Raw genomic sequence first — 23,868 nt, 5'->3', positions numbered from 1 at the left:
TCGCCCTGACGACCGGCCCTGGGGGCGGGATGAACCACCGAGCACCCGGAGCCGAGCGGCTCCCCGCCCTGGCCGCGCCCGGCGGGGAGCTGGACCGGCTGGTCCGCGACGGCGTGTCCGCCGTCGGCGCGGGCGCCGTCTGGGCCGTCGGCGACGCCGGGGGCACGCTCGGCGGCGGCAGCCACGGCGTGCTCGGGCAGGGGCCGTACGCACGGCTGGCGCCCGGGCCGGACACGCTGTACGACCTGGCCAGCCTCACCAAGATCGTCGCGCTCTGGCCCTGCGCCGGGGTGCTCCGGCAGGACGGGCGGCTGCCGCCGGACGAACCGCTCGGCCGCTGGTGGCCGCCCGCCGCCGGCCGCCCCGTCGGCGCGGTGACGGCCCGGCAGCTCCTCGCCCACACCGCCGGGATGCTCCCGTACACCCGCTTCGAGCGGCTCTACGGGCGCGACCTCGCGGCGATCCGGGCCGGGGTGCTCGCGGCGCCGCTGCACGGTGCGCCCGGCACGGCCGTCGAGTACACCGACCGCGCCGCCGTGCTGCTCACCTACCTGGTCGAGGACCTGGCCGGCGCGCCGCTGGACGAACTGGCCGCGCGCTGGGCCTGGCGCCCGCTCGGCATGACCGACACCCGGTACGGGCCGCTCGGCGCCGCGCTCGCCGACCGCACGGCGCCCACCGAGTACGACGAGCCGACCGGCGCCCACCTGCGCGGCGTCGTCCACGACCCCTCCGCCCGGCTGCTCGGCGGCGTCTCCGGCAACGCCGGCGCCTTCTCCACCGCCCGGGACCTCGCCCGCTTCCTCACCGCGCTGCTCGACCCGCCGCCCGGACTGCCCTGGGGCGGGGCCTGGATCGACGCCTCGCTGCGCGAACAGACCGGCGGACTGCGGCCCGCCCGCGGCCTGTCCTGGCTGTGCGCCCCCGGCACCGAGCCCGCCGAGGGCACCTTCGTCCACTACGGCTTCACCGGCACCGGGTTCTGGGTCTCCCGCCGGCTCGGCCGCTGGGCGCTGCTGCTCACCAACAAGGTGCACTACGACCGGGTCACCCAGTCGCTCACCGACCTGCGCAACGCCTACCGGCGGGCCGTGTTCGGCTGAGCGGCCGGGAGCACTCGTTCGGGTGATCGGATACGCACCACCGTTTGCGGGCCGGTGATCGCGGCAGAGTGTCCTCGGGGAGGGAACCCGACGGAGGAGGCGCGATGACGGACACCTGGGCACTCTCGGAGGAGGAGTGGCTCGCCGGGCTGGTGCGCGCCTACGTCGGCTGCAGCGTGCTGCTCACCGACGAGGCGGGCCGGGTCCTGCTGCTGAAGGCCGGTTACCGCGACCAGTGGCAGTTCCCCGGCGGCGGGATGGACCGCGGGGAGGGGCCGGCCGAGTGCGCGGCGCGGGAACTGCGCGAGGAGACCGGGCTGGCCGCGGGCGAGCTGCGGCTGCTCGTCGTGGAATGGCGCGAGGAGATCCCCGACCAGGGCGAACACGCCCACCCCGCCGTGCAGTTCATGTTCGACGGTGGCACGGTCGGGGCGGGCGCGGTGGTCCGGTTGCAGGCCGAGGAGATCGCCGACTACGGGTACTTCAGCCCCGCGCGGGCCGCCGCCCTGCTGAACCCCGGCGCGGCACGCCTGCTCACCGGGGCCCTGGAGGCCCGGCGGACGGGCACCGCCGCGCTGCTGCACTCGGCGGGGTACGTGGGGTGACGGATGGTCAGAGCAGGGTGCTCCAGTAGTACCAGAACCGGTTGAGGACCAGCAGGGCGATCACCGCCGCCCACAGCACCGGCAGCGCCCAGTGGTAGCGCGCCGCCTCCCTGGCGACCACGCGCAGCCGCGGGCCCGCCGGGATCACCCCCGTCCGCAGGTTGTGCAGCGTCGTGTACCAGAACAGCACCACCACCGTCGCCCACACCACCATGCAGTACGGGCACAGCGCGCCGATGTCGTACAGCGCCTGCTTGACCAGCCAGTGCACGAACACCACGCCCAGCGCGGTGCCCGCGTGCAGGCCCAGCCAGAACCAGCGCCGGTACGCGGCACCGGCGAGCAGCCCCGCCCCGATCGCCGCCAGCGCGCCGAAGGCGGCCAGGCCGAGCAGCGGGTTCGGGAAGCCGAAGACCTCCGCCTGCTCGGTGCGCATCACCGAACCGCAGCTGATCACCGGGTTGAGGTTGCAGCTGGGGACGTAGGAGGGGTTCTCCAGGATGCGGAGCTTGTCGAAGGTCAGGACGGCCGAGGCGGCCAGCCCGACCAGCCCGCCGAGGAACAGCAGGATCGCGTAGGCCCGGCCCGCCCCGATCGGGGCACGGCCGGCGGTGTCGGGGGCGGGCCCCGACCGGTGCACGGTGGTAGCGGCGGACATGGCAGCACACTCCGGTGGCTGGGAGGAGCCGGCCCGGCCGGGAGTTCGGCCGGGCCGGTGGTGCCGTGCGGTGCGGTGAGGGTGCGGTGCGGTGGGGCCCGGGCGCGGGGCCCGGAGGCCCGGGCCTACTGGAGGCCGGCGGCCTGCTTGACCTGCGCGGTGAACTGCTCCGGCGAGACCACGGCGTTGCCGCTGAACAGGGTCACCGTCTTGCCGTCCACCTTGACCGTCGGGGTCCCGGTCACCCCGCTGTCGTTGAACGCGTCGGCGACCTTCGCCGCCCACGGCGCGTAGGTCCGGTCGGTGACCGCCTTCACGAAGGCGTCCGTCTTCAGCCCGGGCACCTGGCCGGCCAGGTCCAGCAGGTGGTCGACGTCGCCGAAGCCGTCCTCGCGCTCGTCCGGCTGGTTGGCGTACAGCACGTCGTGGAACTGCTTGAACTTGTCCACGCCCTCGTTCAGGGCGGCGCCGGCGGCGGCCAGCGCGGTGCGCGAGCCCTTGCCGCCGAGGTTCTTGTCCAGGAAGGCCGCCAGGTGGAACTCCACCTTGACCTGGCCGTCCTCGGTGAGCTTCCTGACGGCCTCGCCGTTCGCCGCCTCGAAGTGCTTGCAGACCGGGCAGCGGAAGTCCTCGTAGACCTCCATGGTGTGCGGGGCGTCGGCCTTGCCGTAGGTGATCACCGTGCCGTTCGGGCCGCCGGCGTTGGCCGGCACGACCAGCGGCGCCGAACTCGCCGCCGAGGCCGCCTTGTCGTCCTTGCCCGAGGCCGAGTTGATCGCGACGGCGACACCGCCCGCGAGGGCCAGCACGACGACGGCCGACACCGTCACCACGATCCGCTGACGGCGCTTGGCGGTCTGCTGCTCGCGGCGCTGCGCCTCCTGGATCCGCTCACGGGCACTGATGCGCTTGGCCTGCTGCTTGCTGGGGGCCTGAGCCATGGAAGTCAACTCCTGTACGCGGCGCGCGGGTGCGCGCGGGAAACCGCACCGGGTGCGGCGGGATCGGTGAACGCGGGAGTCGTGCGCACTGCCTGCGGGCGTACGGGGGCCGACGTACGGCCGGGTACGGGGATGACCGGCGTCCGGGGGGTGACCCGGTACGGAAACGGTCAGCAGGCAGGCGCGAAGGCCGGCGGGCCACGCCGGGGGGCCGGGCTCAGCACCACGTCCTCGCGGCGCGGCCGCACGTGGTCCGACACCGGCAGCGGCACCCGCAGTACCGGACGCACCGGCGCCGGGAGCAGCAGGACCAGCAGGGCGCGCAGCGGCCGGGCCAGCGAGGCGCGCAGCGCGTGCAGCGCCCGGGCCAGACCCGAGAGGGCCGCGTCGCCCAGCCGCAGCCAGGCGGCGGCGGCCAGCGCGATCACCAGGTGCACCAGCAGGAGCAGCAGTTGGGTCGCGGCGGGCGCCAACTGCCCGGCGTGGCCCAGCGGGCCCGCGAGCAGCGACCCGTCCATCGAACCGCCGCCGCAGACCAGCAGGTTCACCCCGCGGGTGGGCACCTGCCCGGACAGCACCGGCCCACAGCCGGCCTGGCCCAGGTTGAACGTGGTGTTGAGCAGCAGCTCCACCGGCACCAGCACACCGGAGATGTGCAGCATCCGCCGCTCCCCGCCGGCCAGCGCGGCCGCGAGCAGGAAGACGACGGCGCACGCCCAGGCCACCAGCGACAGCGGCAGCGGGCGGCCGGTGATGACCACCTGGCCCAACGCGGCCATCGGCACGGCGAGCGCGGTGAACACCGCGGCCCGCAGGGCCCTGGTCGCATGGGAGGAGGTCGTCACGCTCCGGAGTATGCCATGAGGCTCACACCCGGCACGAGGGCACATCGGCCCTTGCGCGGGCTGATGCCGCCTCACCGGACACCGGGTCGACAGACGTCCTAACCTGGATAGCGTTCCGGCGGCCCCGACGAGGGGATGAGTGCGCATGGCGAAGCCCGAGACGACGGTGGGGCAGGTGCTGCTCGCCCGGATCGCGGAGCAGACGGCGGTGCTGGCCGGCCTGGACGACGCGGTCCGGGCCGACGAGCCGGACGCGGTGCACCGGATGCGGGTCGCCTGTCGGCGGCTGCGCAGCGCCCTGCGGACCTTCCGGCGGCTGTTCGCCCCCGGTACGACGGAGGAACTGGTCGGCGAGCTGCGCTGGCTCGCCGCCGCCCTCGGCGGCGCGCGCGACCGCGAGGTGCTGGCCGAACGCCTGGCCGCGCAGGCCCGCGAGCTGCCCGCCGAGTGCGGGCCGGAGCGGATCGCCGCCGCCCTGGAGCGCTGGGGCGAGGCCGAGTACCGCCAGGTCTGGCCGGAGGTGGTCGCCGCGCTGGACAGCCCCCGCCGCCGGGCCGTCGGCGACGCCCTCGCCACCCTCCTCGCCGACCCGCCGCTGCGCCGCCGTGCGGCCCGCCCGGCCGTCCCCGAGCTGTCCCTGGTCGCGGCCCGCGAACAGCGCCGCACCGGCGACCGCGTCCGGGCGGCCCTGGCCGCCGCCCCCGGGGACCGTGACCGTGCCCTCCACGAGGCCCGCAAGGCGGCCAAGCGCGCCCGCTACGCCGGGGAGACGGCCGTCCCGGCGGCCGGTGCCAGGGCCGAGCGCTACGCGGCGCGGATGAAGGCCGTCCAGGAGGTCCTCGGCGAGCACCAGGACGCCGTCGTCGCCGCCGCCACCCTGGCCGGGCACGCGGCGACCGGCGGCGAGCCCTTCGGCTACGGCGTCCTGTACGGCCGCCAGCTGGCGGCGGAGGCGGCGGCCCGGGAGCGGCTGCCGCAGGTGTGGAAGCGGGCGCGCCGGGCGGGCACGGCGCGGTTCCGGTAGCGGCCCCGGCGGCCGGGTGTCCGGCCCGGGGCCGGACCCGGTCGGCGGAGCTACGGGAGCGGCTGCCCCGGGCCGGCCCGTCCGGCGGCGGCGAACGCGCGGCGGGTGGGGCTGTCGGGCGGGGCGAGGCAGGCGAAGAGGTGGCGGCCCTCCTCGGGCAGCGGGAGGACGGTGTAGTCGAGGGCGGTGGTGGCCAGGGCGGGGTGGCGGAAGTGGAGGCGGCCGGGCCGGGGTGGCGCGGCGCGGTGGTGGTCCCAGAGGGCGGCGAAGGCGGGGCTGTCGCCGGACAGCCGGTGGACGAGGGCGTGCAGGGCGCGGTCGCGGGGCCGGTCGGCGTGGTGGGCGCGCAGCGAGGCGACCAGGTCGGCGCCGATCGAGCCGTCGGCGGCGACGTTCCCCGCCGAACGGTCCCGGTAGGGGCAGCAGAACACCTGCCAGAGCAGGTTGCGTTCGTGCGGTGGACGCCGTTCGGGCCCGGCCAGCAGGAGGGCGGCGGGACGGTTCCAGGCCAGCAGGTCGAAGGTGGGGCCGGTGACGAAGGCGGGGGCGGCGTCCAGGGTGTCCAGCAGGGCGAGGGTGGTCGCGGGCAGGGCCGGTGCGTCGGCGGGCGGCGGGGCCGGGCGGCCTCGCTGGGCGGCCAGCCGGTGCAGGTAGGCGCGTTCGGACCCGGCGAGCTGCAGGGCCTCGGCGAGGCCGTCGAGGACCGGGCCGGTGGGCACCCGCTGGCGGCCCTGCTCCAGGCGCGCGTAGTAGTCGGCCGAGATCCCGGCCCGGGCGGCGACCTCCTCGCGGCGCAGCCCGGGCGTCCGGCGGCGCCCCGCGGTGGGCAGGCCCGCGTCGGCGGGCACGAGTCGGGCGCGGCGGGCGCGCAGGAAGGCGCCCAGCGGGGTCTCGGGCATGCGGGACACGCTGCCACAGCCGCGCCGCGACAACCAGGACCTGGCTGTCCCAGGCAGGCCGCTCCCGGGGAACGCCCGGCCGCTGGTGGGCCGGCGGCCCCGGCGGCAGGCTCGCCGCATGGGACTTCTCGATGACAAGGTCACGATCGTCACCGGCGCCGGCCGCGGCATCGGCGCGGCCGCCGCCCGGCTGTTCGCCCGGGAGGGCGCGCTGCTGGTGCTCGCCGCCCGGTCCGCGCCCGAGGTGGAGGCACTGGCCACCGAACTGCGGGCCACCGGCGCCGAGGCGGTCGCGGTCGCCGCCGACCTGACCACCGCCGACGGTGCCCAGCGGACGGTGGACGCCGCGCTGAAGGCCTTCGGCCGCCTGGACGCGGCCTTCGACAACGCGGGCAACGGCCCGGCGCCCGCCCCGCTCGCCGAGCGCTCGGAGGCGGAGTGGGACGACGCGCACGCGCTCAACCTGCGCGGCAGCTGGCTCTGCCTGCGGGCGCAGCTGCGGGTGCTGGCGGCGGCCGGGCGCGGCGGCGCGGTGGTGCTCAACTCCGGTGTGGGAGCACTGGTCGGGGGCTTCGGCGACGGCGCCCAGCAGGCCGCCAAGCACGGCCTGACCGGCCTGGTGAAGGCGGCCACCGCCGACTACGCCCGGCACGGCATCCGGGTCAACGCCGTCGCGCCCGGCGTGGTGCGCACTCCCGGGACGGAGGCGTTCTTCACGGCGGGCCCGGAGTTCGGCGCGCTGGTGGCCCGGTCCACCCCGCTGGGCCGGCCCGGTCTGGACGACGAGGTGGCCGAGGCGGCGGCCTGGCTGCTGAGCGACCGGGCCTCGTACGTCGCGGGCGTGACGCTGCCGGTGGACGGCGGGATCACGGCCACCCGCCGCTTCGACTGAGGCCCCGCTACCGGGGGCTGAGCCCCGCCGAGCGGGCCGCGTCGCGCAGCAGGCCGGTGAGCATCGCCGTGGTCAGCCGGCCGGTGTTCGTGTTGCGCGGGCTCACGTGGTAGCAGCCGTACAGCCGCAGCGGCGGGCCGCCGTCCCGGGCCGGGAGGGTGACCCGGGCGTCGTGGCCGAAGGCGGGGCGGGGGCGGGGGACCTCCCAGCCGGCGTCCGCGACCACCGGGAGCAGCGCCTGCCAGGCGAAGCCGCCGAGGGCGACGACGGTCCGTACGGTGGGGCGCAGCAGCCGGAGTTCGCGGGTGATCCAGGGGCGGCAGGTGTCGCGTTCGACGGTGCTGGGCTTGTTGTCCGGCGGGGCGCAGCGGACCGGGTCGGTGATCCGCACGCCGTACAGCTCCAGGCCGTCGCCGTGGCGGACGGACTCGGCGCGGTTGGCGAGTCCGAGGTCGTGGAGGGCGGCGTACAGCAGGTCGCCGGAGGGGTCGCCGGTGAAGATCCGGCCGGTGCGGTTGGCGCCGTGGGCGGCGGGGGCGAGGCCGACCAGTACGAGCGGCGCGTCGGGCGGGCCGAAGCCGGGGATGGGACGGGCCCAGTAGTCCCAGTCCTGGTAGGCGCGGCGCTTGGTCCGGGCGGTCTCCTCGCGCCATTCGACCAGGCGGGGGCAGGCCCGGCAGTCGGTGACGACGCGGTCCAGGTCGGCGAGTCCGGTGGCCCGGGCGGCTGCCTCGGCGGGGTGGCGGGGGTCGCCGGGGTCGTCGGCGGGGGGCTGCGGCGTGGCCGTGCTCGGCATGGCCCGATCCTAGGGCGTCGGGGCGTCGGGGCGTCGGGCTCAGGCGAGGGCTTGTATCCGCTTGTCACCGCTTCTGTCCCGTTCTGTTCGGGTTCGATCCGGCCCGGGCCGGGCAGACGTAGCGTGGAAGCAGTTGTGCGCGCGCAGGCCGCGAGGAGGCCGCGATGATCGTCGATGCGGTGCTGGGGGCCCTCGGGGGGCTGGCCGGGCTGGGGGCGATCTGGGCGGGTCTGAGCCTCAGGGTGGTGCAGCAGTTCCAGAAGGGCGTGGTGTTCCGCTTCGGCAGGGTGCGCTCGGAGGTCCGCGAGCCCGGGCTGGTGGCGCTGATGCCGATCGCGGACCGGCTGCGCAAGGTGAACGTGCAGATCGTGACGATGCCGATCCCGGCCCAGGAGGGCATCACCCGGGACAACGTGACCGTGCGGGTGGACGCGGTGGTCTACTTCCGGGTGCTGGACCCGGTGAAGGCGACCGTCAACGTGCAGGACTACAACTTCGCGATGTCCCAGGTCGCGCAGACCTCGCTGCGCTCGATCATCGGCAAGAGCGAACTGGACGACCTGCTGGCCAACCGCGAACCGATCAACCAGGGGCTGGAAGTGATGATCGACAGCCCGGCGCTGGGCTGGGGCATCCAGATCGACCGGGTGGAGATCAAGGACGTCGCCCTGCCGGAGTCGATGAAGCGGTCCATCGCCCGGCAGGCGGAGGCCGAGCGGGAGCGGCGGGCGCGGATCATCACGGCGGACGGCGAGTTCCAGGCCTCGGCACGGCTGTCGGAGGCGGCAGCGGTGATGAGCGCGACCCCGGCCGCGCTCCAACTGCGCCTGCTGCAGACCGTGGTGGAGGTCGCGGCGGAGAAGAACTCGACGCTGGTGCTGCCCTTCCCGGTGGAACTGCTGCGGTTCCTGGACAGCGCGACGGAGGTCCAGCAGCGGAACCTGCTGACGGCCGCGGCGGTCGCCGCCGGGGCGAAGGCCGCGGAGGCGGCCGTGGAGAGCGGGGAGATCCCGAAGGAGGAGCTCGACCAGGAGCCGGTCAGGCATGAACTCCCGGGCCTGGAGGAGCTGTTGGGGATGCTGCCGGAGCCGGACGGGCTGGAGGGGCTGGACGGGCCGGACGGGCCGGACTCACCGCACTCGCCACCGGATTCACCGGCCGGGCCGGCCGGCGGCGCACCGGCGGCGCCGGAGCGCTGAGCGGTGCCCGGTGGCGTCGGCCACCCGGGCGGACCACGATGGACTGGGGGGCGGAAGCCAGGTCAGGAGGCGGACCATGACCAGAGCCAGCGACATCATGCACCCGGGCGCGGAGTGCATCCGCGAGCACGAGACGCTCGCCGCCGCCGCCCGGATCATGCGGGAGCGCGGGGTCGGCGCGCTGCCCATCTGCGGGCCGGGCGACAAGCTGCTGGGCATCGTGACCGACCGCGACATCGTGCTGCGCTGTGTGGCCGAGGGGCGCGATCCGGCTTCGGTGACGGCGGGCGAGCTGGCGCAGGGCCGGCCGATGACGGTGGAGGCGGACGAGGACTGCGAGCAGGTGCTGCGGGTGATGGAGCAGTACCAGGTGCGGCGCCTGCCGGTGATCAACCACCCGGAGCACAAGCTGGTCGGCATGATCAGTGAGGCGGACATCGCGCGCGGTCTGCCGCAGGCCCGGGTGGCCGAGTTCGTCTCGGCGGTCTGTGCGCAGGAGGCGCCGGCGGCGGCCGCCCAGGGCTGACCGCTGGGGCTGACCGCCGGGGGTGAGGGCCGTCGCGCCGTAGTGCCCGGGGCCGGCCGGCGCGGTGCCAGGAAGCTGTCAGGGCGTCCGGGTCAGGGCGTCCGGGTCAGGGCGTCGGGGTCAGGGTGTCCAGGTGGCGGCGGAGTACCGCCCGGAGTTCGTCCGGCCCGACCAGGTCGGGGTGTTGGACGGCCTGGAGGGTGAGGCCGTCCAGCAGGGCGGAGAGGCGGCGGGTCTCGATGTCGAGGTCCAGGCCCGGGGCGAGGCCGCCGGAGTGCTCGGCCTCGGTCAGGACGTGCCGGACCAGCGCGTCCAGGCCGCTCTGCATCTCGGCGGCGCGGGGCCGCAGTTCGGGCCGGGTGCGGGCGGCGGTGACGAAGGAGAGCCAGAGCGCGGACTCCTCCCGGCGTTCGGCGTCGAGCGGGAGGATCTCGGCGAGCAGCCGCGCGCTCTGCTCGCGCCGGTCGGCGCCGGGGGCCGGGCCGGGGTCCAGCAGGTCGCGGGCGCGGGTGTGGATGCGGGCGTCGATCCGGCGGGCCAGCTCCCGCATCGCGAAGATCATCAGTTCGGAGCTGCCGGCGATGTAGTGCCGCACCGAGCCGATCGCGAGTCCGGCCTCCTCGGCGACGTTGCGCAGTGAGGCGTGCTCCAGCCCGTCCCGGGCCGCGACGCGCAGGACGGCGTCCGCGACGGCTTGGCGGCGCTCCACGGGGTCGACGATCTTCGGCATGTTGCCGTTATAGCACGGGCGAGCTAAATTGCTGATTTAGCACGGTCAGGCTATAAAAAGGTGGGGCAGGGGAAGTGGGGGCAGGGATGAGTGGCTGGGTGTACGTGGTGCTGATCGCCGTCGTGGTGGTCGTGGTGGTGGTCCGGCGGCTGCGCGGCGAACCGCTGAACGCCCGGGACCTGTTCGGGCCGCCGGTGGTGCTCACCGGCCTCGGTCTGTGGGCGCCGTGGCAGCGCCACGGCCTCGGCGCGGGGGACGCGGCCTGGGTCGTGACGGGTGCCGTGCTCGGTGCCGCGCTGGGGGCGGTACGCGGCGCCACGATCCGGGTCTACGAGCGCGAGGGTGTGCTGTGGCAGCGCTACACCGGTCGGACCTTCCTGGTGGCGGTCCTGTCCCTCGCGGTGATGGCCGGCTTCGCCGCGCTCGCCGCGCACTTCGGCCTCGCCGCGGACGCCCGGCCCGTCCAGCTGTCCATCGGTGTCGGCTTCCTGGGGGAGGCGCTGGTGGTCGGGTGGCGCGGACTCGCCTCCGGTATTCCGTTCGCTCCCGAGCGGCGGGGCCTGAAGCTGCCGCTCGGCTCGGACCGGTTCCGTCGATAGCATCAAGGGTGGTAACTTTGGTTGTCGAACCAGATCTCGTTAACTATGGTTGTCATTATGACGACAGTGGAGATCACCCACGAGGAGCAGGCCGAGCTGGCCAGGGCCCTGCTCGACGCGCTCGGCCCCCTCGCGACCGCCGTCCGCTCCCGGGTGACCGGCCTGCCCCGGGAGCGGATGTGGAACGCGGAGCCGGCCGAGGTCGCCCTCTCCGTCCTGTCCGCCTGGAAGCTCGTGGACGCCGAGGTCAAGCGGCTCACCGCGGTCGCGGCCGGCACCGCCGGTTCCTACGGCGCCAGTTACGAACAGCTCGGCGCCGCCTGGGGCATCACCCGGCAAGGCGCGCGCAAGAAGTGGCCGGAGGCCGTCAGTCGTCCGGCGGCCCGGCCGGGGGTGCTCGAACTGTTCGGCGGAACAGCGGAGTTGTTCGAGGACGAGAAGGCCGGCGGCTGGCGCTGGACGGCCACCGGCGCGGACGGGGAACGCGGCGGAGCCGACACCGGGCACCCGAGCAGGGAGGAGGCCGCGGCCCACGCCGGAGCCTTCCTGGCCTCCCACCCGTAGGGCGCCTGCCCCGCAGGGCTGTTGATCCGTAGGACTCCTGCTCCGCGGGGCTCCTACGCCGACGGCTCCCGCAGGGCCCGGGCGATCAGCTCCGCCAGGTGCAACGCCTGCCGCCCCTCGGCGAGTTGGGTGATCTGGGTGCGGCAGCTGAAGCCGTCCGCCAGCACCACCGTGTCCGGCCCGGCGGCCCGGACCTCGGGGAGCAGGACGCGCTCCGCGATCGCCTCGGACACCTCCAAGTGCCCGCGCTCGAAGCCGAAGTTGCCGGCCAGTCCGCAGCAGCCGGAGTCCAGCACCCGGTTGTGCAGCCCGAGTCGGGCCTCCACCCGGCGGTCGGCGGCGCTGCCGAGCACCGCGTGCTGGTGGCAGTGGGTCTGGGTGACGGCGTCCAGCGGGATCCGGGGGAGCGGGGCGTCCGGGGCATGCTCGTCGATGAACTCGGCGAAGGTGCGGGTGCGTTCGGCCAGCGGGCGGCCGTCCGCGCCGAGCAGCCGGGGCAGGTCCTCGCGCAGGGTGGCGGTGCAGCTGGGCTCCAGGCCGACCACGGGGGTGTCGGCCGGGAGCCCGGTTGCCGTCAGAGTCCGCAGACTGCGCCGCAACACCCGGCGGGCGGCGCCCAGTTGGCCGGTGGAGTACCAGGTGAGGCCGCAGCAGACCGGGTCGTCCGGCAGTCGGACGTCGAAGCCCAGGTGTTCCAGCACCTCGACGGCCGAGCGCAGTACGCCCGGCTGGAGGTGGTCGGAGAAGGTGTCCGGCCACAGCAGGACCGGCCGCCCGCCCGCCGGGGCCGGGTGCGCGGCGCGGTGCCGCCGGAACCAGTCGGTGAAGGTCTCCGGCGGGAACACCGGCAGCACCCGGCGCGGGTCGATCCCGCCGAGCCGCTTGAGCGGGCCGCCGAGCGGGGAGCGGGCCAGCGCGTTCGCGGCCCCGGGGGCGAGCGCGGCGGCCCGCAGCCAGAGCGGCAGCCGGCCCATCGAGTAGTGCGAGCGGGGGCGCGGCCGGTGCCGGTAGTGCTGGTACAGGAACTCGGTCTTGTAGGTCGCCATGTCGACGTGCACCGGGCAGTCGCTGGCGCAGCCCTTGCAGCTCAGGCAGAGGTCCAGCGCCTCCCGGACCTCGCCGGACCGCCAGCCGTCCGGGACGGCGTCCCCCCGCAGCATCTCGGCGAGCAGCCGGGCCCGGCCCCGGGTGGAGTGCCGCTCCTCGCCGGTGGCCATGTAGCTCGGGCACATCACCCCGGTGCTCGGGTCCACGCACTTGGCGACGCCCACGCAGCGGTGCACCGCCGTGGCCAGGCTGCCGCCGTCCTGTTCGTACGGCAGGGCCAGCGGCAGCGGGCGCGGGGCGGTGACGAAGCGCAGGTCGGCGTCGAGCGGCCGGGGGTCGACCAGGGCGCCCGGGTTCAGCAGGTTCTCCGGGTCCCAGATCCGCTTGAACTCGCCGAACAGCGCGATGACTTCGGGCGGGTACATGCGCGGCAGCAGCTCCGCCCTGGCCTGCCCGTCGCCGTGCTCGCCGGAGAGCGAACCGCCGTAGGAGACCACCAGGTCGGCCGCCTGCTCCAGGAACTCCCGGAAGGCCAGGACCCCGTGGGGCCGGTCCAGCGGGAAGTCGATCCGCAGGTGCACGCAGCCGTCGCCGAAGTGCCCGTACGGGATGCCGCGCAGCCCGTGCCGGCGCAGCAGGGCGCGCAGGTCCCGCAGGTAGTCGCCGAGCCGCTCGGGCGGGACGGCGGAGTCCTCCCAGCCGGGCCAGGCCTCGTCGGCCCCGCCGGCCGCCGGACCGGCGGCGGCCCCGGCCGGTTCGCGCGGCAGCCGGGTGACGATCCCGGCGCCGGCCTCCCGGACCGCCCACAGCTGGCGCTGCTCGGCCGGGTCGGTGACCAGGGCGACGGTGGCCGAGCGCTCGCGGCGCACCGCGTCGGCGAGCTCGCGGGCGGCCTGGTAGGCGGCCCGCGGGGTGGCGCCGCCGGTCTCGAGGAACAGCCAGCACGCGCCGGCGGGCAGCCGGTCCAGGGCGGGTGGGCGGGGCCCGGCGGCGAGCAGCGCGGCGATCAGGTCGGCCGCCATGCCCTCGGCGGTCAGCGGTCCGAACGGCAGCAGCGCGGGGACGGCGTCGGCGGCGGCGCCCTCGTCGGGGTACCCGGCCACCACCAGGGCCCGCGCGGGCGGCTCCTCGACCAGCCGGACGGTCGCGCCGAGCAGCAGCGCGCAGGTGCCCTCGGTGCCGGTGAGGGCCCGGGCGAGGTCGTGGCCGTGCTCGGGAAGCAGGGCGTCCAGCGGGTAGCCGGAGGTGCGGCGCGGCAGCCGCGGCATCCCCTGCCGGATAGTGGCGAGGTTGCGGTCGGTGAACTCCTGTAGCCGGGTGTGGAGTTCACCGGCCCGGCAGGGTGCGGAGCGCAGCTGCGCCCGCTCCTCCGGGCCGGTCCGGCCGCCGACGGTCAGCTCGGTGCCGTCCGCGAGCAGCAGCTCCAGCCGTTCGACGTTGTCGGCGGTGCGCCCCCAGGCGAGCGAGTGCGAGCCGCAGGAGTCGTTGCCGATCATGCCGCCGAGGGTGCAGCGGCTGTGCGTGGACGGGTCCGGGCCGAAGCGCAGCCCGTACGGGCGCGCGGCGCGCTGGAGGTCGTCCAGGACGGTGCCGGGCAGGACCCGCGCGGTGCGGGCCTGCGGGTCGACCTCCACCCCGCCGAGGTGGCGGCGGAAGTCCAGCACCACCGCGCCCGGGCCGATCGCCTGCCCGCCGACGCTGGTCCCGGCCCCGCGCGCCACCACCGGCACCCGGTACGCGCGGCACAGCGCCAGGGCCGTGCGCACGTCGTCGGTGTCGGCGGGCTTGACCACGCCGAGCGGCAGCTGCCGGTAGTTGGACGCGTCATGGCTGTAGACGGTCCGCTCGGCCGCGTCGAAGCGGACCTCGCCGCGCAGCACGGCGGCCAGTTCACGGGCCAGTTCGGCCCCGGGTACGGCGGACGGACGGCTCACCAGGGACCTCCCGGGGGGACACGGCTGCGGCTGGGCCGATCATGGCAGCCCCGGCGCCCGGGGGGTACCGGGCACGACGGGGGTACCGCCGACGGGGTGTCCGGTGGCGCGCTCGGCCGTCCGGCGGCCCCGGGCCCCGGAGCGCTCCCGGAGCTCCCGGGCCGCCGCAGCCGCGGCCGCTACTTCCGCCCGGTGAGGGTGCCGCGCGCGATGTGGGAGAGCTTGGCGACCTCGAACGCCGGGTAGGCGCCGCCCGCGAGCAGCGAGAACTTGATCCCCTCGCGTCCGCCCGGCCGCCGGTGGCCGGGCGGCTGGAAGCGGCGGTGGTGCTCGGCGGCCCGGTGGAAGAACTGCGGCCGCTCGGCGCGGGTGACGCAGCCCGCGAGGTCGAAGACGAACAGGTAGTGCCGGACCATCCGGACGAACAGCGCGTCCCGCACCGCGTACAGGTGCGGCTGGTCCTCCAGCAGGGCGAAGCTGCGCTCGTACTGCTCGAACAGGTCGAAGACGCTGCTGCCGGGCCCGCTCGCCGGGTGGACGGTCTCGCGGCGCCGGAGCTGGACGCACTCGCGCGCCAGCACGGCGGCCTGCCGCGCGCCGAGCAGGGCCGCGTGCACGACCGGGACCTCCTCGTAGCGGCCGGTCGGGAAGGCGAGCCCCAGCTCCTCCCAGTGGCCGCGGCGGATCAGCCGGTCCCAGGCGAGCGGCGGGGCGCCGAACAGCGCGGGCCGGTCGAAGGGGGCGAACGCCTCGGGGCCGGCCTCGGCGAGCAGGGCCTCGGCCCCGCCCGGCCAGTCCCGGTCCTGGTGCCGGCGGGAGTGGCCGAACAGCAGCACGTCCACCGGTCCGGTTTGCCGGAGGCGGTCGGCGAGGGCCTGGAGCGCGTCCCGGGGCAGCAGGTGGTCGGCGTCGAGGAACAGCAGGTAGTCGCCGGTCGCCCGCGCGGCCCCCGCGTTCCGGCTCACCCCGACCCCGACGGCGGCGTTCAGGTGCAGCGCGGACACCCGGGGGTGCCGCGCCGCGTAGGCGTCGGCGAGCCCGCCCGCGGTCTCGGGGGAGCGGTCGGCGACCACGATCACCTCGACGTCGGCCAGGGACTGCGCGAGCAGCGAGTCCAGGCAGTCGGCGAGCTGTTCGTGCCGGTCGTAGGCGGGGAGCACGACGCTGATCAGGGGTGAGGGCATGACGCCGGAGCGTAAGAGGGACCGCGAACCGTGGCAAAGCCCTGACGGCCCGTAATTCCGAGCAATTGGCGTCAAATCGTACGACCGTACGCCATATCTTCACGCCGCCTTCCGGGCGTGTACACGCCGGACGGCGGGCCGGGCCGGAGCCGGGCGGCAGTGCGCCGTAGGCCGTCCTGCCTGGTGGGAGCGCGACGGGGCCCGCGACGCGGCAGTGCGTCGCGGGCCCCGGCCGAGCGGGGGTCGGCTCAGTACCAGTGGTGCGACTGCCAGAACGACCAGGCGCCGCAGGGGCTGCCGTAGCGGGTGTTCATGTAGTCGAGGCCCCACTTGATCTGGGTGGCCGGGTTGGTGCGCCAGTCGGCTCCGGCGGAGGCCATCTTGGAGCCCGGCAGGGCCTGGACCAGGCCGTAGGCGCCGGAGGAGGAGTTGACGGCCATCGGGTTCCAGCTGCTCTCGCGGAACACGATGTTGCTGAAGCACTGCAGCTGGCCGGCCGGGACGATCTGCGCGGCGATCTGCTGCGGGGTGCCGGAGTAGGTGGCGGCGGCGAGGTTCTGGCGCTCCTGGGAGCGGGACGCGGCGGCGTCGGCGTCGGCCTTGGCCTTGGCGTCCGCCTGGGCCTGCGCCTGTGCCTGCGCTTCGGCCTGGGCCTGCGCCTGGGCGGCGGCCTCCGCCTCGGCCCGGACCTGGGCTTCCTGAGCGGCCTGGGCGGCCTGCTGGTCGGCGGCGGCGGTGTCGACCTGGAGCTGGTCGGCGACCGGCTTGCCGTCCAGCGAGACGACGGCCGCGGGGGCGGCGGCCTCGACGGTGTTCCCGGCCTGCGGGATGGCGAGGGCGGCGGTGGCCGCGCTCGCGACCACGAGGGTGGCGACACCGGTGATCAGGGAGTTGCGGCGGGCATGGCTGAGCTGCATGAAGCGGGCGTTCCTTCTCCGTCGGGGCCGTGCCGGTGTGCCGGACACGGGGCATCGCGCGGGCTCCGGGGGAGCGGGGCCCGCGCGGCCGTCGGGGACGGCCGTGGCGCCCCGGCGCTGACGGCGGGGGCGGCGGGCTGCACGGCGGACCTGGTCGGCCGTGCTGGGCGACGGGCCATTCTTGGCAGGGTGCGCGACGGGTGGCAAAGGCAATCGCTACTACGGTCAGTAGTGGCAACGCGGTGGCCGCGACGGGCCCCGGTCGCGGATTTGACAGGAAGTGTCCGAATTGCACACCCGGGGGCCGTGAGCCGGTGCCGCGGACGGAACGGAAGGGCGACAGGCGTGGTGGCCTGGGTTCTTCAGGCGGGACGTGCGCGCCCGGCGCCCGGACGGCCCACGGTCGCGGCCGCCGGGCGGACACCGTGCGGCGACCGTCCACTAGCGGGGGTCGTAGATGCCGAACGCCCTGTGGGCGGCCTCACACCCGCGTCGGCGCGGGATCGGCGCAGCGTGACCGGGTGGTCACGGATTCAGGGGGCCGGGTGCGGGGCCCCGGGCGCGGGCCGCGCGGTCGCGGCGGCGGACGGCTCCTGGGCGGCGTCCCGCTCGGTGTTCCCCTCGGCACCCCCCTCGGCGCCGTCCTCGTCGTCCGGCCCGGTCGGGACGAGGTCGCGGGCCAGCAGGGTGGCCCCGGCGACGGCCCCCGGCATGGCGGGCACCGTCACCAGTGGCACCAGGAAGGCCAGCACCAGCGGCGTGCCGAAGCCCAGGGCCAGCCCGAGGCGTGCCCGCAGCAGCCGGATCCGCTCGGGCTGCGGCACCCCGCGCCGCTGGAGGGCGACGGCCGTCAGCTCGACGGTCAGGAAGAAGCCGGAGACCAGGAAGCCGAGGGCCGGGACGACCGTCTGCCCGACCACCGGGATGAACCCGCAGACGAACAGGACCGCGCCGAACGCGGCCACCCGCAGCAGTACGGCCGCGCTGTCACGCGCGGCGACCAGCAGTTCGCGCCAGAGCGGGGTGTCCGGCGGGGTGGGCGCGCCGCCCTCGGTCTCGTCGACCTCGGCGCAGAGCGCCTCGTAGAAGGGCTGCCCGACCAGCAGCGTGACGGCGGTGAAGGTGAGCAGGGAGAGCAGGAGGCCGCCGCCGAAGAGGACCGCCGCGAGCGCGTCGCGCAGCAGGGTCCGCCAGGGTGAGGCCCAGTGGTCGGCGAAGGGGGTGGCCCACCCGGCGAGGTCCCCGGAGCGGGCGGCGAGGAAGGCGAGCGCGACGCCGTAGCCGACCAGGGAGACCAGGGCGGGCAGCATTCCGAAACCCCACCAGCGGCCGTGCCGGCCGACCCAGCGCTGGCCGTCGATCAGGTACTTCATCCCCGCCACAAGATCCCGCATGGGCGATCACCCTATAGGGCCCGCCGTGGGTCCCCGTGCGGCGTCCGTACGGCCTCGGCGGGGCCGCCGTACCCGGAACCCGCATTGTCGTGTTCCTGCCAGTACGATCCGGCAAGGCCGGGCCCCTCCTGTCGCGCCGCCCGCCGGGGCACTCTCGGTCTTCCCCCACCTGCAAGGAGGAACCTGATGAAGCGTCAACTCGGCAGGCTCGTCAGCCTACTGGCCGCAGTGGTGCTCGGCGCCGGCGTGCTCGCACTGCCCGCCGCCGCCGGGCCCGCACCCTCGCCGACCGTGGTCGGCGGCACGCGGGCGGCGCAGGGCGAGTTCCCGTTCGTGGTGCGGCTCTCGATGGGCTGCGGCGGCGCGCTCTACACCCCGCAGATCGTGCTCACCGCCGCCCACTGCGTCGACGGCACCGGTGCCGACAGCAGCATCACCGCGACCCTCGGCGCGGCCGACCTGCGCAGCGGCAGCGCGATCAAGGTCGGCTCCTCGTACGTCTACCAGTCGCCCGCCTTCACCGGCGCCGAGAACGGCGACGACTGGGCGCTGATCAAGCTGGCCTCGCCGGTGAACAGCAGCCTGGTCAGCACCCTGCCGATCGCCACCTCCACCGCTTACGACAACGGCACCTTCACCATCATGGGCTGGGGCGCCGCGAGTGAGGGCGGCGCCCAGCAGCGGTACCTGCTCAAGGCCACCGTGCCGTTCGTCGACGACGCCACCTGCGCCGGCGCCTACCCGGGCCTGAACACCGCGGGCTCGCTCTGCGCCGGCTACGTCGACCGGGGCGGCGTCGACACCTGCCAGGGCGACTCCGGCGGGCCGATGGTCCGCCGGGACACGGCCGGCCGCTGGGTCCAGGTCGGCATCGTCAGCTGGGGCAACGGCTGCGCCCGCCCCGGGTACCCGGGCGTCTACACCCAGGTGAGCACCTACGCGGCCGACATCGCGGCGGCGGCGGCCGGGCTCTGATCCGGTCACGAGGGGCCGGCCACCGCACCCCCAGGCGGTGGGCGGCCCCCTCGCCGTGCCCGGACGCTCGGCCGCGCGGCGACTTCCGTGCCCGGAGGCTCAGCCGCGCAGCCACTCGCGGGCGCGGTGCTGCTCCCGGGCGATGCGGCCGGTGGCGCCCGGGGGCAGGCGGGCGAGCAGGGTGGTGGCGGCGTCGCGCCGCCCGGCGCGGGCCTGGGCGCCGGCGAGGCGGGCGGTGACCAGGGCGTGGTCGCGTGGGTGGGCCGCCGGGTCGAGGAGTGCCAGAGCGGCCTCCAGGCGGGCCGCCGCGATGCGGGCGTGGGCGGCGCGGCCGGTGTGGACCGAGAGGTCCCGATGGCAGGTGCCGTGCGCGACGGCCAGGACCAGGTCGGCGCGGGCCGACCAGGGGGTGGGCTCGCCGGAGCGCAGTGCGGCCGTGGTCAGCCGCCGGGCGTCCGCGAGTGCCTGGCGCACCTGCGGTGCCTCGCCGAGGAGCGCGTGGGCGTGCGCCTTGGCGACGGCGGCCCAGGCCCGGGGTTCCGGCAGGGGAGGGGCGGCGGCGCGGGCGGCCTCGGCCAGGGCGAGCGCGTTGGCCGGGTCGCCGCTCCACCAGTGCAGGGTGCTCTGCCGGGCGAGCAGTGTGGCGGTGGTGGCCCGGTCGCCGGTCGCGCGGGCCCATTCCAGGCCGGTGGTGTACCAGTCGAGCGCGCGGGCGCAGCGGTCGCCCTCGAAGTGGGCCCAGCCGGCGAGTTCGGCGTACTGGGCGGCGAGCGAGCGGATGGCGGCCAGGCTCTCGCGGGGGGCGGTGTGCTGCCAGCCGGCCAGGGTGCGGGCGTGGTGTTCCAGGACGGCGGCCAGTTCCTCGCCGCCGATCCGTCCGCCGGCGGTGCGGTAGCCGGCGAGCAGGTGGGCGAGCACCTCGACGGTGACCGGGTCCGGCGGGGCGGTGGCGCCGGTGAGCGGCGGCCGGGCGGTGCCGGCGAGTTCGCCGAGGCGTTCGCGCTCCTGTCGGACGGCCGGCCACAGTCCGGCCAACTCGCCACCGGCGAGCAGGAGTTCATCGGCCCGGACGGGAAGCCCGGGCGGCGGCCAGCGGCGGGCGTTCTCCACCCGGCTGATCAGTGAGTTGTGGTAGCCGAGCAGGCGGCCGAACTCGGTCTGGCTGAGGCCGCGGGCCTCGCGCCAGTGGCGCAGCCGGCGCCCGAACCGCAGGCGCGCGGACTCGGGTTCCGCGCGTGGTCGGGGCGACGGGGGCGACATGGGGGCGGGCAGGGACGGCACGGGGTCTCCCGGGGAGGGTGGGGGGACGCTCGTGGGGGAGCGCCATGCCCAGGTATCCCCCTTGACGTGCCTTGGTCAAACTGTGGTGCGCCGGGGCTGCGCCGATGCCGGCCCGGCGCGGCACCGGACAACGGCCCCGGGAGGCGGCCCCGGCGGTCGACTCGGGGAAGCGGCACCGGTAGTCGACTCCGGGAAACGGCACCGGGCCCGGAGGCCTCCGAAGAGGCTTCCGGGCCCGGCGTTCCCGCGCGGTGCGGACGGGTCAGGACCCCGCCGCCACCGCCGCCCGTCGCCGTCGGCCCACCACGGCCGAGGCCGCCAGCACGATCGCCGCGGCGACCAGCGACAGGTACATCTGCTTGCGCCCGTCGGCGTCGGTGAACATGTAGACCATCACGAACCCGATCATGCCCATCGCGGTCCAGGTCAGGTACGGGTACAGCCACATCCGGACGGTCAGCCGCTCGGGCATCTCCCGCTCGATGATCTTGCGCATCCGCAGCTGGGTGGCACAGATCACCAGCCAGACGAAGAGCGCGACCGCACCGGAGGAGTTGAGGAGGAAGGCGAACACCGTGTCCGGCGAGGTGTAGTTGAAGAAGACGGCGACGAAGCCGAAGACCACCGAGGAGAGGATGGCCACCCGCGGCACGCCGCGCGCGGTCACCTTCGCGAAGGCCTTCGGGGCGTCACCGCGCTGGCCGAGCGAGAAGGCCATCCGGGAGGCCGTGTACATCCCGGAGTTGAGGCAGGAGAGCACTGCCGTCAGCACGATCACGTCCATCACCTGGCCGGCGCCGGGAATGCCGATGTGGTCCAGCACCGCCACGTACGGGCTGGCCTTGACCGCGGCCGAGTCCCAGGGCAGCAGGGTGACCACGAGCAGGATCGAGCCCAGGTAGAAGATCCCGATGCGCCAGATCACGCTGTTGGTGGCCTTGGTCACGGCCTTCTGCGGGTCCTCCGACTCGCCGGCGGCCAGGGTGACGATCTCGCTGCCCATGAAGGCGAAGACCACGGTCAGCATGCCGGTGAACACCGCGCCCACCCCGTGCGGCAGGAAGCCGCCGTGGCCGGTCAGGTTGCCGGCGCCGACCGCGTGGGTGCCGGGCAGCAGGCCGAAGGCGGCGAGGATGCCGATCACCAGGAAGGCGGCGATCGCGACGACCTTGATCCCGGCGAACCAGAACTCGAACTCGCCGTAGGAGGCCACCGAGAACAGGTTGGTGGCGGTCAGCACCGCCATCACGATCAGCGCCCAGCCCCACTGCGGCACGCCGGGCACCCACTGGTTGAGGATCTTCGCGCCGGCCGTCGCCTCGACCGCGAGCACCACGACCCAGAAGAACCAGTACAGCCAGCCGATGGAGAACCCGGCCCAGCGGCCCAGCGCGCGGTCCGCGTACGCCGAGAAGGAGCCGCTCTGCGGGTCGGCCGCGGCCATCTCGCCGAGCATCCGCATCACCAGCACGACCAGCGCGCCGGCCAGGGCGTAGGAGAGCAGGATGCCGGGGCCGGTGGACGCGATGCCCGCGCCGGAGCCGACGAACAGGCCGGCGCCGATCACGCCGCCGATGGCGATCATCGACAGGTGGCGGTTCTTGAGCCCGGCCTTCAGGTGGCCGTCGCCGTGCCCGGGGGGTCCGGCCTGGTGGGGAGCCCGGTCGGCGGTCGTCGGCTCGGTGGTGTTCGCACTCATCTGAGGGTGCCCTGTGCCTTTCCAGCGCGGCGACCCTCGGCTCGTCGCCACAGGGTGGGGGGACAGACCCGCGCATTGCGGTGCAACCTAACTTCTACGCCCGAGTATCGGAACAAGGCTTTGATAACTGTTCGCTTACCGGACATAAAAGACCAGGTCAGCGCGGGTGAACCGGTGTCATGGAAAGCTCAGATCTGACGCATCGTCAGGCTTTGCGAGGCCTGCCCGGGGCCTGTCCGGGGTCGGCCCGGGGCCGGTTCAGGGCCGGACCGCGCGCAGTCGGAGCACCACGATCTCCGGCGGGCGCCCGGGCGGACGGCCCGCGAGCCGGCCGGAGAGGCGGGCGGCCAGGATCCGCGGGATGTCGCTCTCCTGCGAGTACCCGGGCACCACCGTGACCTCGTCCCGGCGCACCTCCCCGAGCGCGGTGTAGGTCACCCGGTACGTCGTGCGGTCCGGTGGCGGAGCGTGCCCGGCCCGGTGCGTCGCGGTCATCCGCATCGACCTCCTCGGCCCATTGTGGGCGCGGTGTGGCCGATCGGAGCAAATCCGGGCAGAGTGGGATTCTCGGGGCATCCCCCGGAAGGCCCTCCCCGGAGCGGTCCTCCCCGGAGCACTCCCCGAGCGTCCTCGGTGCCGGCCGGTTCCCGGCGCCGGTCAGGAGCGACCCCATGCAGACCACCTGGAAGGGGACGATCAGCTTCGGGCTGGTCAGCATCCCCGTCCACCTGTACTCCGCGACCCAGGAGCACGACGTCCCGCTGCACCAGGTGCACGCCAAGGACGGCGGCCGGGTGCGGATGAAGCGGTACTGCGAGCAGGAGGAGAAGGAAGTCCCGTACGCGGAGATCGCCAAGGGCTACGAGTCCCCCGACGGGCGGACCGTCACGCTCAGCGACGAGGACCTCGCGGACCTGCCGCTGCCCAGCAAGAAGATCATCGACGTACTGGCCTTCGTCGACGAGCGCGAGATCGACCCGCTGATGTTCTCCAAGGCCTACTACGTGGGCGTCGCCGACAAGGCCGCCGCCAAGCCGTACGCGCTCCTGCGCGACGCGCTCACCGAGTCCGGGCAGATCGCGGTCACCAAGATCGCGCTGCGCACCCGGGAGTCCCCGGCGGTGCTGCGGGTGCACGACAACACGCTGGTGCTCCAGACCTGCATCTGGCCCGACGAGGTCCGCCCGGCGGCCGGGATCGCACCCGAGGAGGAGGTCACCGTCCGGCCGCAGGAGCTGAAGATGGCGCGGTCGCTGATGGACACCCTCTCCGAGGACTTCGACCTGTCCCAGCTGCACGACGACTACCAGCAGGCCCTCCAGCAGGTGATCACCGCCCGGCTCGAAGGCGTCGAGATCCCGCACGAGGAGGAGTCCGGCGAGGCCCCGGACAACGTGATCGACCTGATGGAGGCGCTGCGCAGCAGCCTCAAGCAGGCCAAGGGCGGGCGGAGGCCGCCCGCCGGGTCCGACCCGGGTACGGAGCCGGAGCCGGCACCGGAGGAGAAGCCCGCCGCGCGCCGACGCGCGCCCGCGAAGAAGAGCACCGGGACCGCCGTGAAGACGTCCGCCGCGAAGACGTCCGCCGTGAAGACGTCTGCGGCGAAGAAGACCACCGGCCGGAAGCCCACGGCCCCGCGCAAGGCCTCCTGACCTCCGGGCCAGGTCGACCCTCCCGTCCAGCATTGGAGGCGGTCCCGATGGACCTGCTGACCTACAAGGAACTCGACGCCGAACTCGACGCCGGGCCCGAAGCGCAGAAGAACCGAGGCTTCGGGCACCGCGCGTGGCACTGGCTGCTCACCCTCAGCCCCACTGTGGTGACGTTCATGATCGCGCTCTCGGTCGGCCTCGGCATGGTCGCCGCCCAGGTGAGCCTGCTGCCGATGCTGGTGCTGATGGCGATCTTCTGGGGCCTGACGGTCATCGCCATGGGCGGTGTGCTCGCCCGCTGGATGACGCCCGGCCGGGGCAGGCACCGGATGGCGGCCTGACCCGACGCGGCCGACCCGGCCGGGCCGATCTGACCCGGCCGCCCCGGCGGGACCCGGGAGCGC

24 protein-coding genes are annotated in these 23,868 nt (G+C 75.2%); 11 read left to right on the top strand and 13 right to left on the bottom strand.

Translation table 11 applies throughout. The features are described from left to right. Positions 1 to 29 precede the first annotated feature (29 nt). Positions 30 to 1,103 carry a serine hydrolase domain-containing protein gene (locus tag ACFQ6N_RS16410; protein ID WP_380649670.1) on the top strand — a complete coding sequence of 358 codons (1,074 nt, stop codon included), beginning with the start codon at positions 30 to 32 and terminating at the stop codon, positions 1,101 to 1,103. Between the two features lie 104 nt (positions 1,104 to 1,207). Beyond that, complete coding sequence (locus tag ACFQ6N_RS16405; protein WP_380649669.1) at positions 1,208 to 1,708, top strand: NUDIX domain-containing protein; 501 nt, start codon at positions 1,208 to 1,210, stop codon at positions 1,706 to 1,708. A 7-nt stretch (positions 1,709 to 1,715) separates the two neighbouring features. On the opposite strand, the gene ACFQ6N_RS16400 is transcribed toward ACFQ6N_RS16405, so the two are convergent. The 3 genes from ACFQ6N_RS16400 to ACFQ6N_RS16390 all read right to left on the bottom strand — a co-directional run bounded on the left by ACFQ6N_RS16400 (position 1,716) and on the right by ACFQ6N_RS16390 (position 4,152). Then, positions 1,716 to 2,366 carry a vitamin K epoxide reductase family protein gene (locus ACFQ6N_RS16400; protein ID WP_380649667.1) on the bottom strand — a complete coding sequence of 217 codons (651 nt, stop codon included), beginning with the start codon at positions 2,364 to 2,366 and terminating at the stop codon, positions 1,716 to 1,718. Positions 2,367 to 2,491: 125 nt separating this feature from the next. Further along, entirely contained in the window at positions 2,492 to 3,307 is an 816-nt protein-coding gene (locus tag ACFQ6N_RS16395) for a DsbA family protein (RefSeq protein WP_380649666.1), read from the bottom strand. Between the two features lie 170 nt (positions 3,308 to 3,477). After that, a complete protein-coding gene (locus ACFQ6N_RS16390; protein WP_380649665.1) occupies positions 3,478 to 4,152 on the bottom strand; it encodes a hypothetical protein in 675 nt (224 codons plus the stop codon). 145 nt (positions 4,153 to 4,297) lie between these two features. Between ACFQ6N_RS16390 and ACFQ6N_RS16385 the strand changes: the two genes are divergently transcribed. After that, entirely contained in the window at positions 4,298 to 5,176 is an 879-nt protein-coding gene (locus ACFQ6N_RS16385) for a CHAD domain-containing protein (RefSeq protein ID WP_380649664.1), read from the top strand. A gap of 50 nt (positions 5,177 to 5,226) precedes the next feature. Here the strand turns inward: ACFQ6N_RS16385 and ACFQ6N_RS16380 are convergent, their stop codons facing one another. Beyond that, positions 5,227 to 6,075 (bottom strand): helix-turn-helix transcriptional regulator, encoded by an 849-nt coding sequence (locus tag ACFQ6N_RS16380; protein ID WP_380649663.1) that lies wholly within the window; start codon positions 6,073 to 6,075, stop codon positions 5,227 to 5,229. 118 nt (positions 6,076 to 6,193) lie between these two features. Between ACFQ6N_RS16380 and ACFQ6N_RS16375 the strand changes: the two genes are divergently transcribed. Next, positions 6,194 to 6,967: an SDR family NAD(P)-dependent oxidoreductase gene (locus ACFQ6N_RS16375; protein WP_380649661.1), complete on the top strand. Its 774-nt coding sequence runs from the start codon at positions 6,194 to 6,196 to the stop codon at positions 6,965 to 6,967. Between the two features lie 7 nt (positions 6,968 to 6,974). Here the strand turns inward: ACFQ6N_RS16375 and ACFQ6N_RS16370 are convergent, their stop codons facing one another. Next, positions 6,975 to 7,763: a uracil-DNA glycosylase gene (locus ACFQ6N_RS16370; protein ID WP_380649660.1), complete on the bottom strand. Its 789-nt coding sequence runs from the start codon at positions 7,761 to 7,763 to the stop codon at positions 6,975 to 6,977. A 164-nt stretch (positions 7,764 to 7,927) separates the two neighbouring features. On the opposite strand from ACFQ6N_RS16370, the gene ACFQ6N_RS16365 reads away from it, so the two are divergent. Both ACFQ6N_RS16365 and ACFQ6N_RS16360 read left to right on the top strand, forming a co-directional pair. Next, positions 7,928 to 8,962, top strand: coding sequence for a slipin family protein (locus ACFQ6N_RS16365; protein ID WP_380649659.1), 1,035 nt, complete (start codon positions 7,928 to 7,930; stop codon positions 8,960 to 8,962). A gap of 76 nt (positions 8,963 to 9,038) precedes the next feature. Further along, positions 9,039 to 9,488, top strand: a complete 450-nt coding sequence (locus ACFQ6N_RS16360; RefSeq protein ID WP_380649658.1) for a CBS domain-containing protein — start codon at positions 9,039 to 9,041, stop codon at positions 9,486 to 9,488. 106 nt (positions 9,489 to 9,594) lie between these two features. On the opposite strand, the gene ACFQ6N_RS16355 is transcribed toward ACFQ6N_RS16360, so the two are convergent. Further along, positions 9,595 to 10,218 (bottom strand): TetR/AcrR family transcriptional regulator, encoded by a 624-nt coding sequence (locus tag ACFQ6N_RS16355; RefSeq protein WP_380649657.1) that lies wholly within the window; start codon positions 10,216 to 10,218, stop codon positions 9,595 to 9,597. 86 nt (positions 10,219 to 10,304) lie between these two features. Between ACFQ6N_RS16355 and ACFQ6N_RS16350 the strand changes: the two genes are divergently transcribed. Next, positions 10,305 to 10,817: a DUF1453 domain-containing protein gene (locus tag ACFQ6N_RS16350; RefSeq protein WP_380649655.1), complete on the top strand. Its 513-nt coding sequence runs from the start codon at positions 10,305 to 10,307 to the stop codon at positions 10,815 to 10,817. A gap of 57 nt (positions 10,818 to 10,874) precedes the next feature. After that, complete coding sequence (locus ACFQ6N_RS16345; protein ID WP_380649654.1) at positions 10,875 to 11,381, top strand: hypothetical protein; 507 nt, start codon at positions 10,875 to 10,877, stop codon at positions 11,379 to 11,381. Positions 11,382 to 11,434: 53 nt separating this feature from the next. Here ACFQ6N_RS16345 and ACFQ6N_RS16340 read toward each other — a convergent pair whose 3' ends face one another. The 4 genes from ACFQ6N_RS16340 to ACFQ6N_RS16325 all read right to left on the bottom strand — a co-directional run bounded on the left by ACFQ6N_RS16340 (position 11,435) and on the right by ACFQ6N_RS16325 (position 17,857). Further along, positions 11,435 to 14,362, bottom strand: coding sequence for an FAD-binding and (Fe-S)-binding domain-containing protein (locus tag ACFQ6N_RS16340; RefSeq protein ID WP_380649653.1), 2,928 nt, complete (start codon positions 14,360 to 14,362; stop codon positions 11,435 to 11,437). Between the two features lie 179 nt (positions 14,363 to 14,541). Then, positions 14,542 to 15,546, bottom strand: a complete 1,005-nt coding sequence (locus ACFQ6N_RS16335) for a glycosyltransferase family 2 protein (protein WP_380649651.1) — start codon at positions 15,544 to 15,546, stop codon at positions 14,542 to 14,544. 248 nt (positions 15,547 to 15,794) lie between these two features. Beyond that, the gene (locus ACFQ6N_RS16330) at positions 15,795 to 16,463 is read right to left on the bottom strand and encodes a transglycosylase SLT domain-containing protein (protein WP_380649650.1); all 669 of its coding nucleotides are present in this window, start codon (positions 16,461 to 16,463) and stop codon (positions 15,795 to 15,797) included. A 533-nt stretch (positions 16,464 to 16,996) separates the two neighbouring features. Continuing rightward, a complete protein-coding gene (locus ACFQ6N_RS16325) occupies positions 16,997 to 17,857 on the bottom strand; it encodes an EI24 domain-containing protein (RefSeq protein ID WP_380649649.1) in 861 nt (286 codons plus the stop codon). A 186-nt stretch (positions 17,858 to 18,043) separates the two neighbouring features. Between ACFQ6N_RS16325 and ACFQ6N_RS16320 the strand changes: the two genes are divergently transcribed. Then, positions 18,044 to 18,832: a serine protease gene (locus ACFQ6N_RS16320; protein WP_380649647.1), complete on the top strand. Its 789-nt coding sequence runs from the start codon at positions 18,044 to 18,046 to the stop codon at positions 18,830 to 18,832. Between the two features lie 99 nt (positions 18,833 to 18,931). Here ACFQ6N_RS16320 and ACFQ6N_RS16315 read toward each other — a convergent pair whose 3' ends face one another. The 3 genes from ACFQ6N_RS16315 to ACFQ6N_RS16305 all read right to left on the bottom strand — a co-directional run bounded on the left by ACFQ6N_RS16315 (position 18,932) and on the right by ACFQ6N_RS16305 (position 22,307). Next, positions 18,932 to 20,113 carry a helix-turn-helix domain-containing protein gene (locus ACFQ6N_RS16315; protein ID WP_380649646.1) on the bottom strand — a complete coding sequence of 394 codons (1,182 nt, stop codon included), beginning with the start codon at positions 20,111 to 20,113 and terminating at the stop codon, positions 18,932 to 18,934. A 262-nt stretch (positions 20,114 to 20,375) separates the two neighbouring features. Then, entirely contained in the window at positions 20,376 to 21,812 is a 1,437-nt protein-coding gene (locus ACFQ6N_RS16310; RefSeq protein ID WP_380649645.1) for an amino acid permease, read from the bottom strand. 258 nt (positions 21,813 to 22,070) lie between these two features. Next, the gene (locus ACFQ6N_RS16305) at positions 22,071 to 22,307 is read right to left on the bottom strand and encodes a hypothetical protein (RefSeq protein WP_380649644.1); all 237 of its coding nucleotides are present in this window, start codon (positions 22,305 to 22,307) and stop codon (positions 22,071 to 22,073) included. 176 nt (positions 22,308 to 22,483) lie between these two features. Here ACFQ6N_RS16305 and ACFQ6N_RS16300 point away from each other — a divergent pair, with 176 nt between their 5' ends. Both ACFQ6N_RS16300 and ACFQ6N_RS16295 read left to right on the top strand, forming a co-directional pair. Next, positions 22,484 to 23,464: a Ku protein gene (locus ACFQ6N_RS16300; protein WP_380649643.1), complete on the top strand. Its 981-nt coding sequence runs from the start codon at positions 22,484 to 22,486 to the stop codon at positions 23,462 to 23,464. A 47-nt stretch (positions 23,465 to 23,511) separates the two neighbouring features. Continuing rightward, positions 23,512 to 23,805 (top strand): hypothetical protein, encoded by a 294-nt coding sequence (locus ACFQ6N_RS16295; RefSeq protein ID WP_380649642.1) that lies wholly within the window; start codon positions 23,512 to 23,514, stop codon positions 23,803 to 23,805. Positions 23,806 to 23,868 lie beyond the last annotated feature (63 nt).

This window comes from Kitasatospora sp. NPDC056446, from assembly GCF_042796115.1.
GTDB lineage: Bacteria > Actinomycetota > Actinomycetes > Streptomycetales > Streptomycetaceae > Kitasatospora.
The sequence above is the reverse complement of the archived record's forward strand: the minus strand, read 5'-3'. Positions and strand labels throughout refer to the sequence as shown.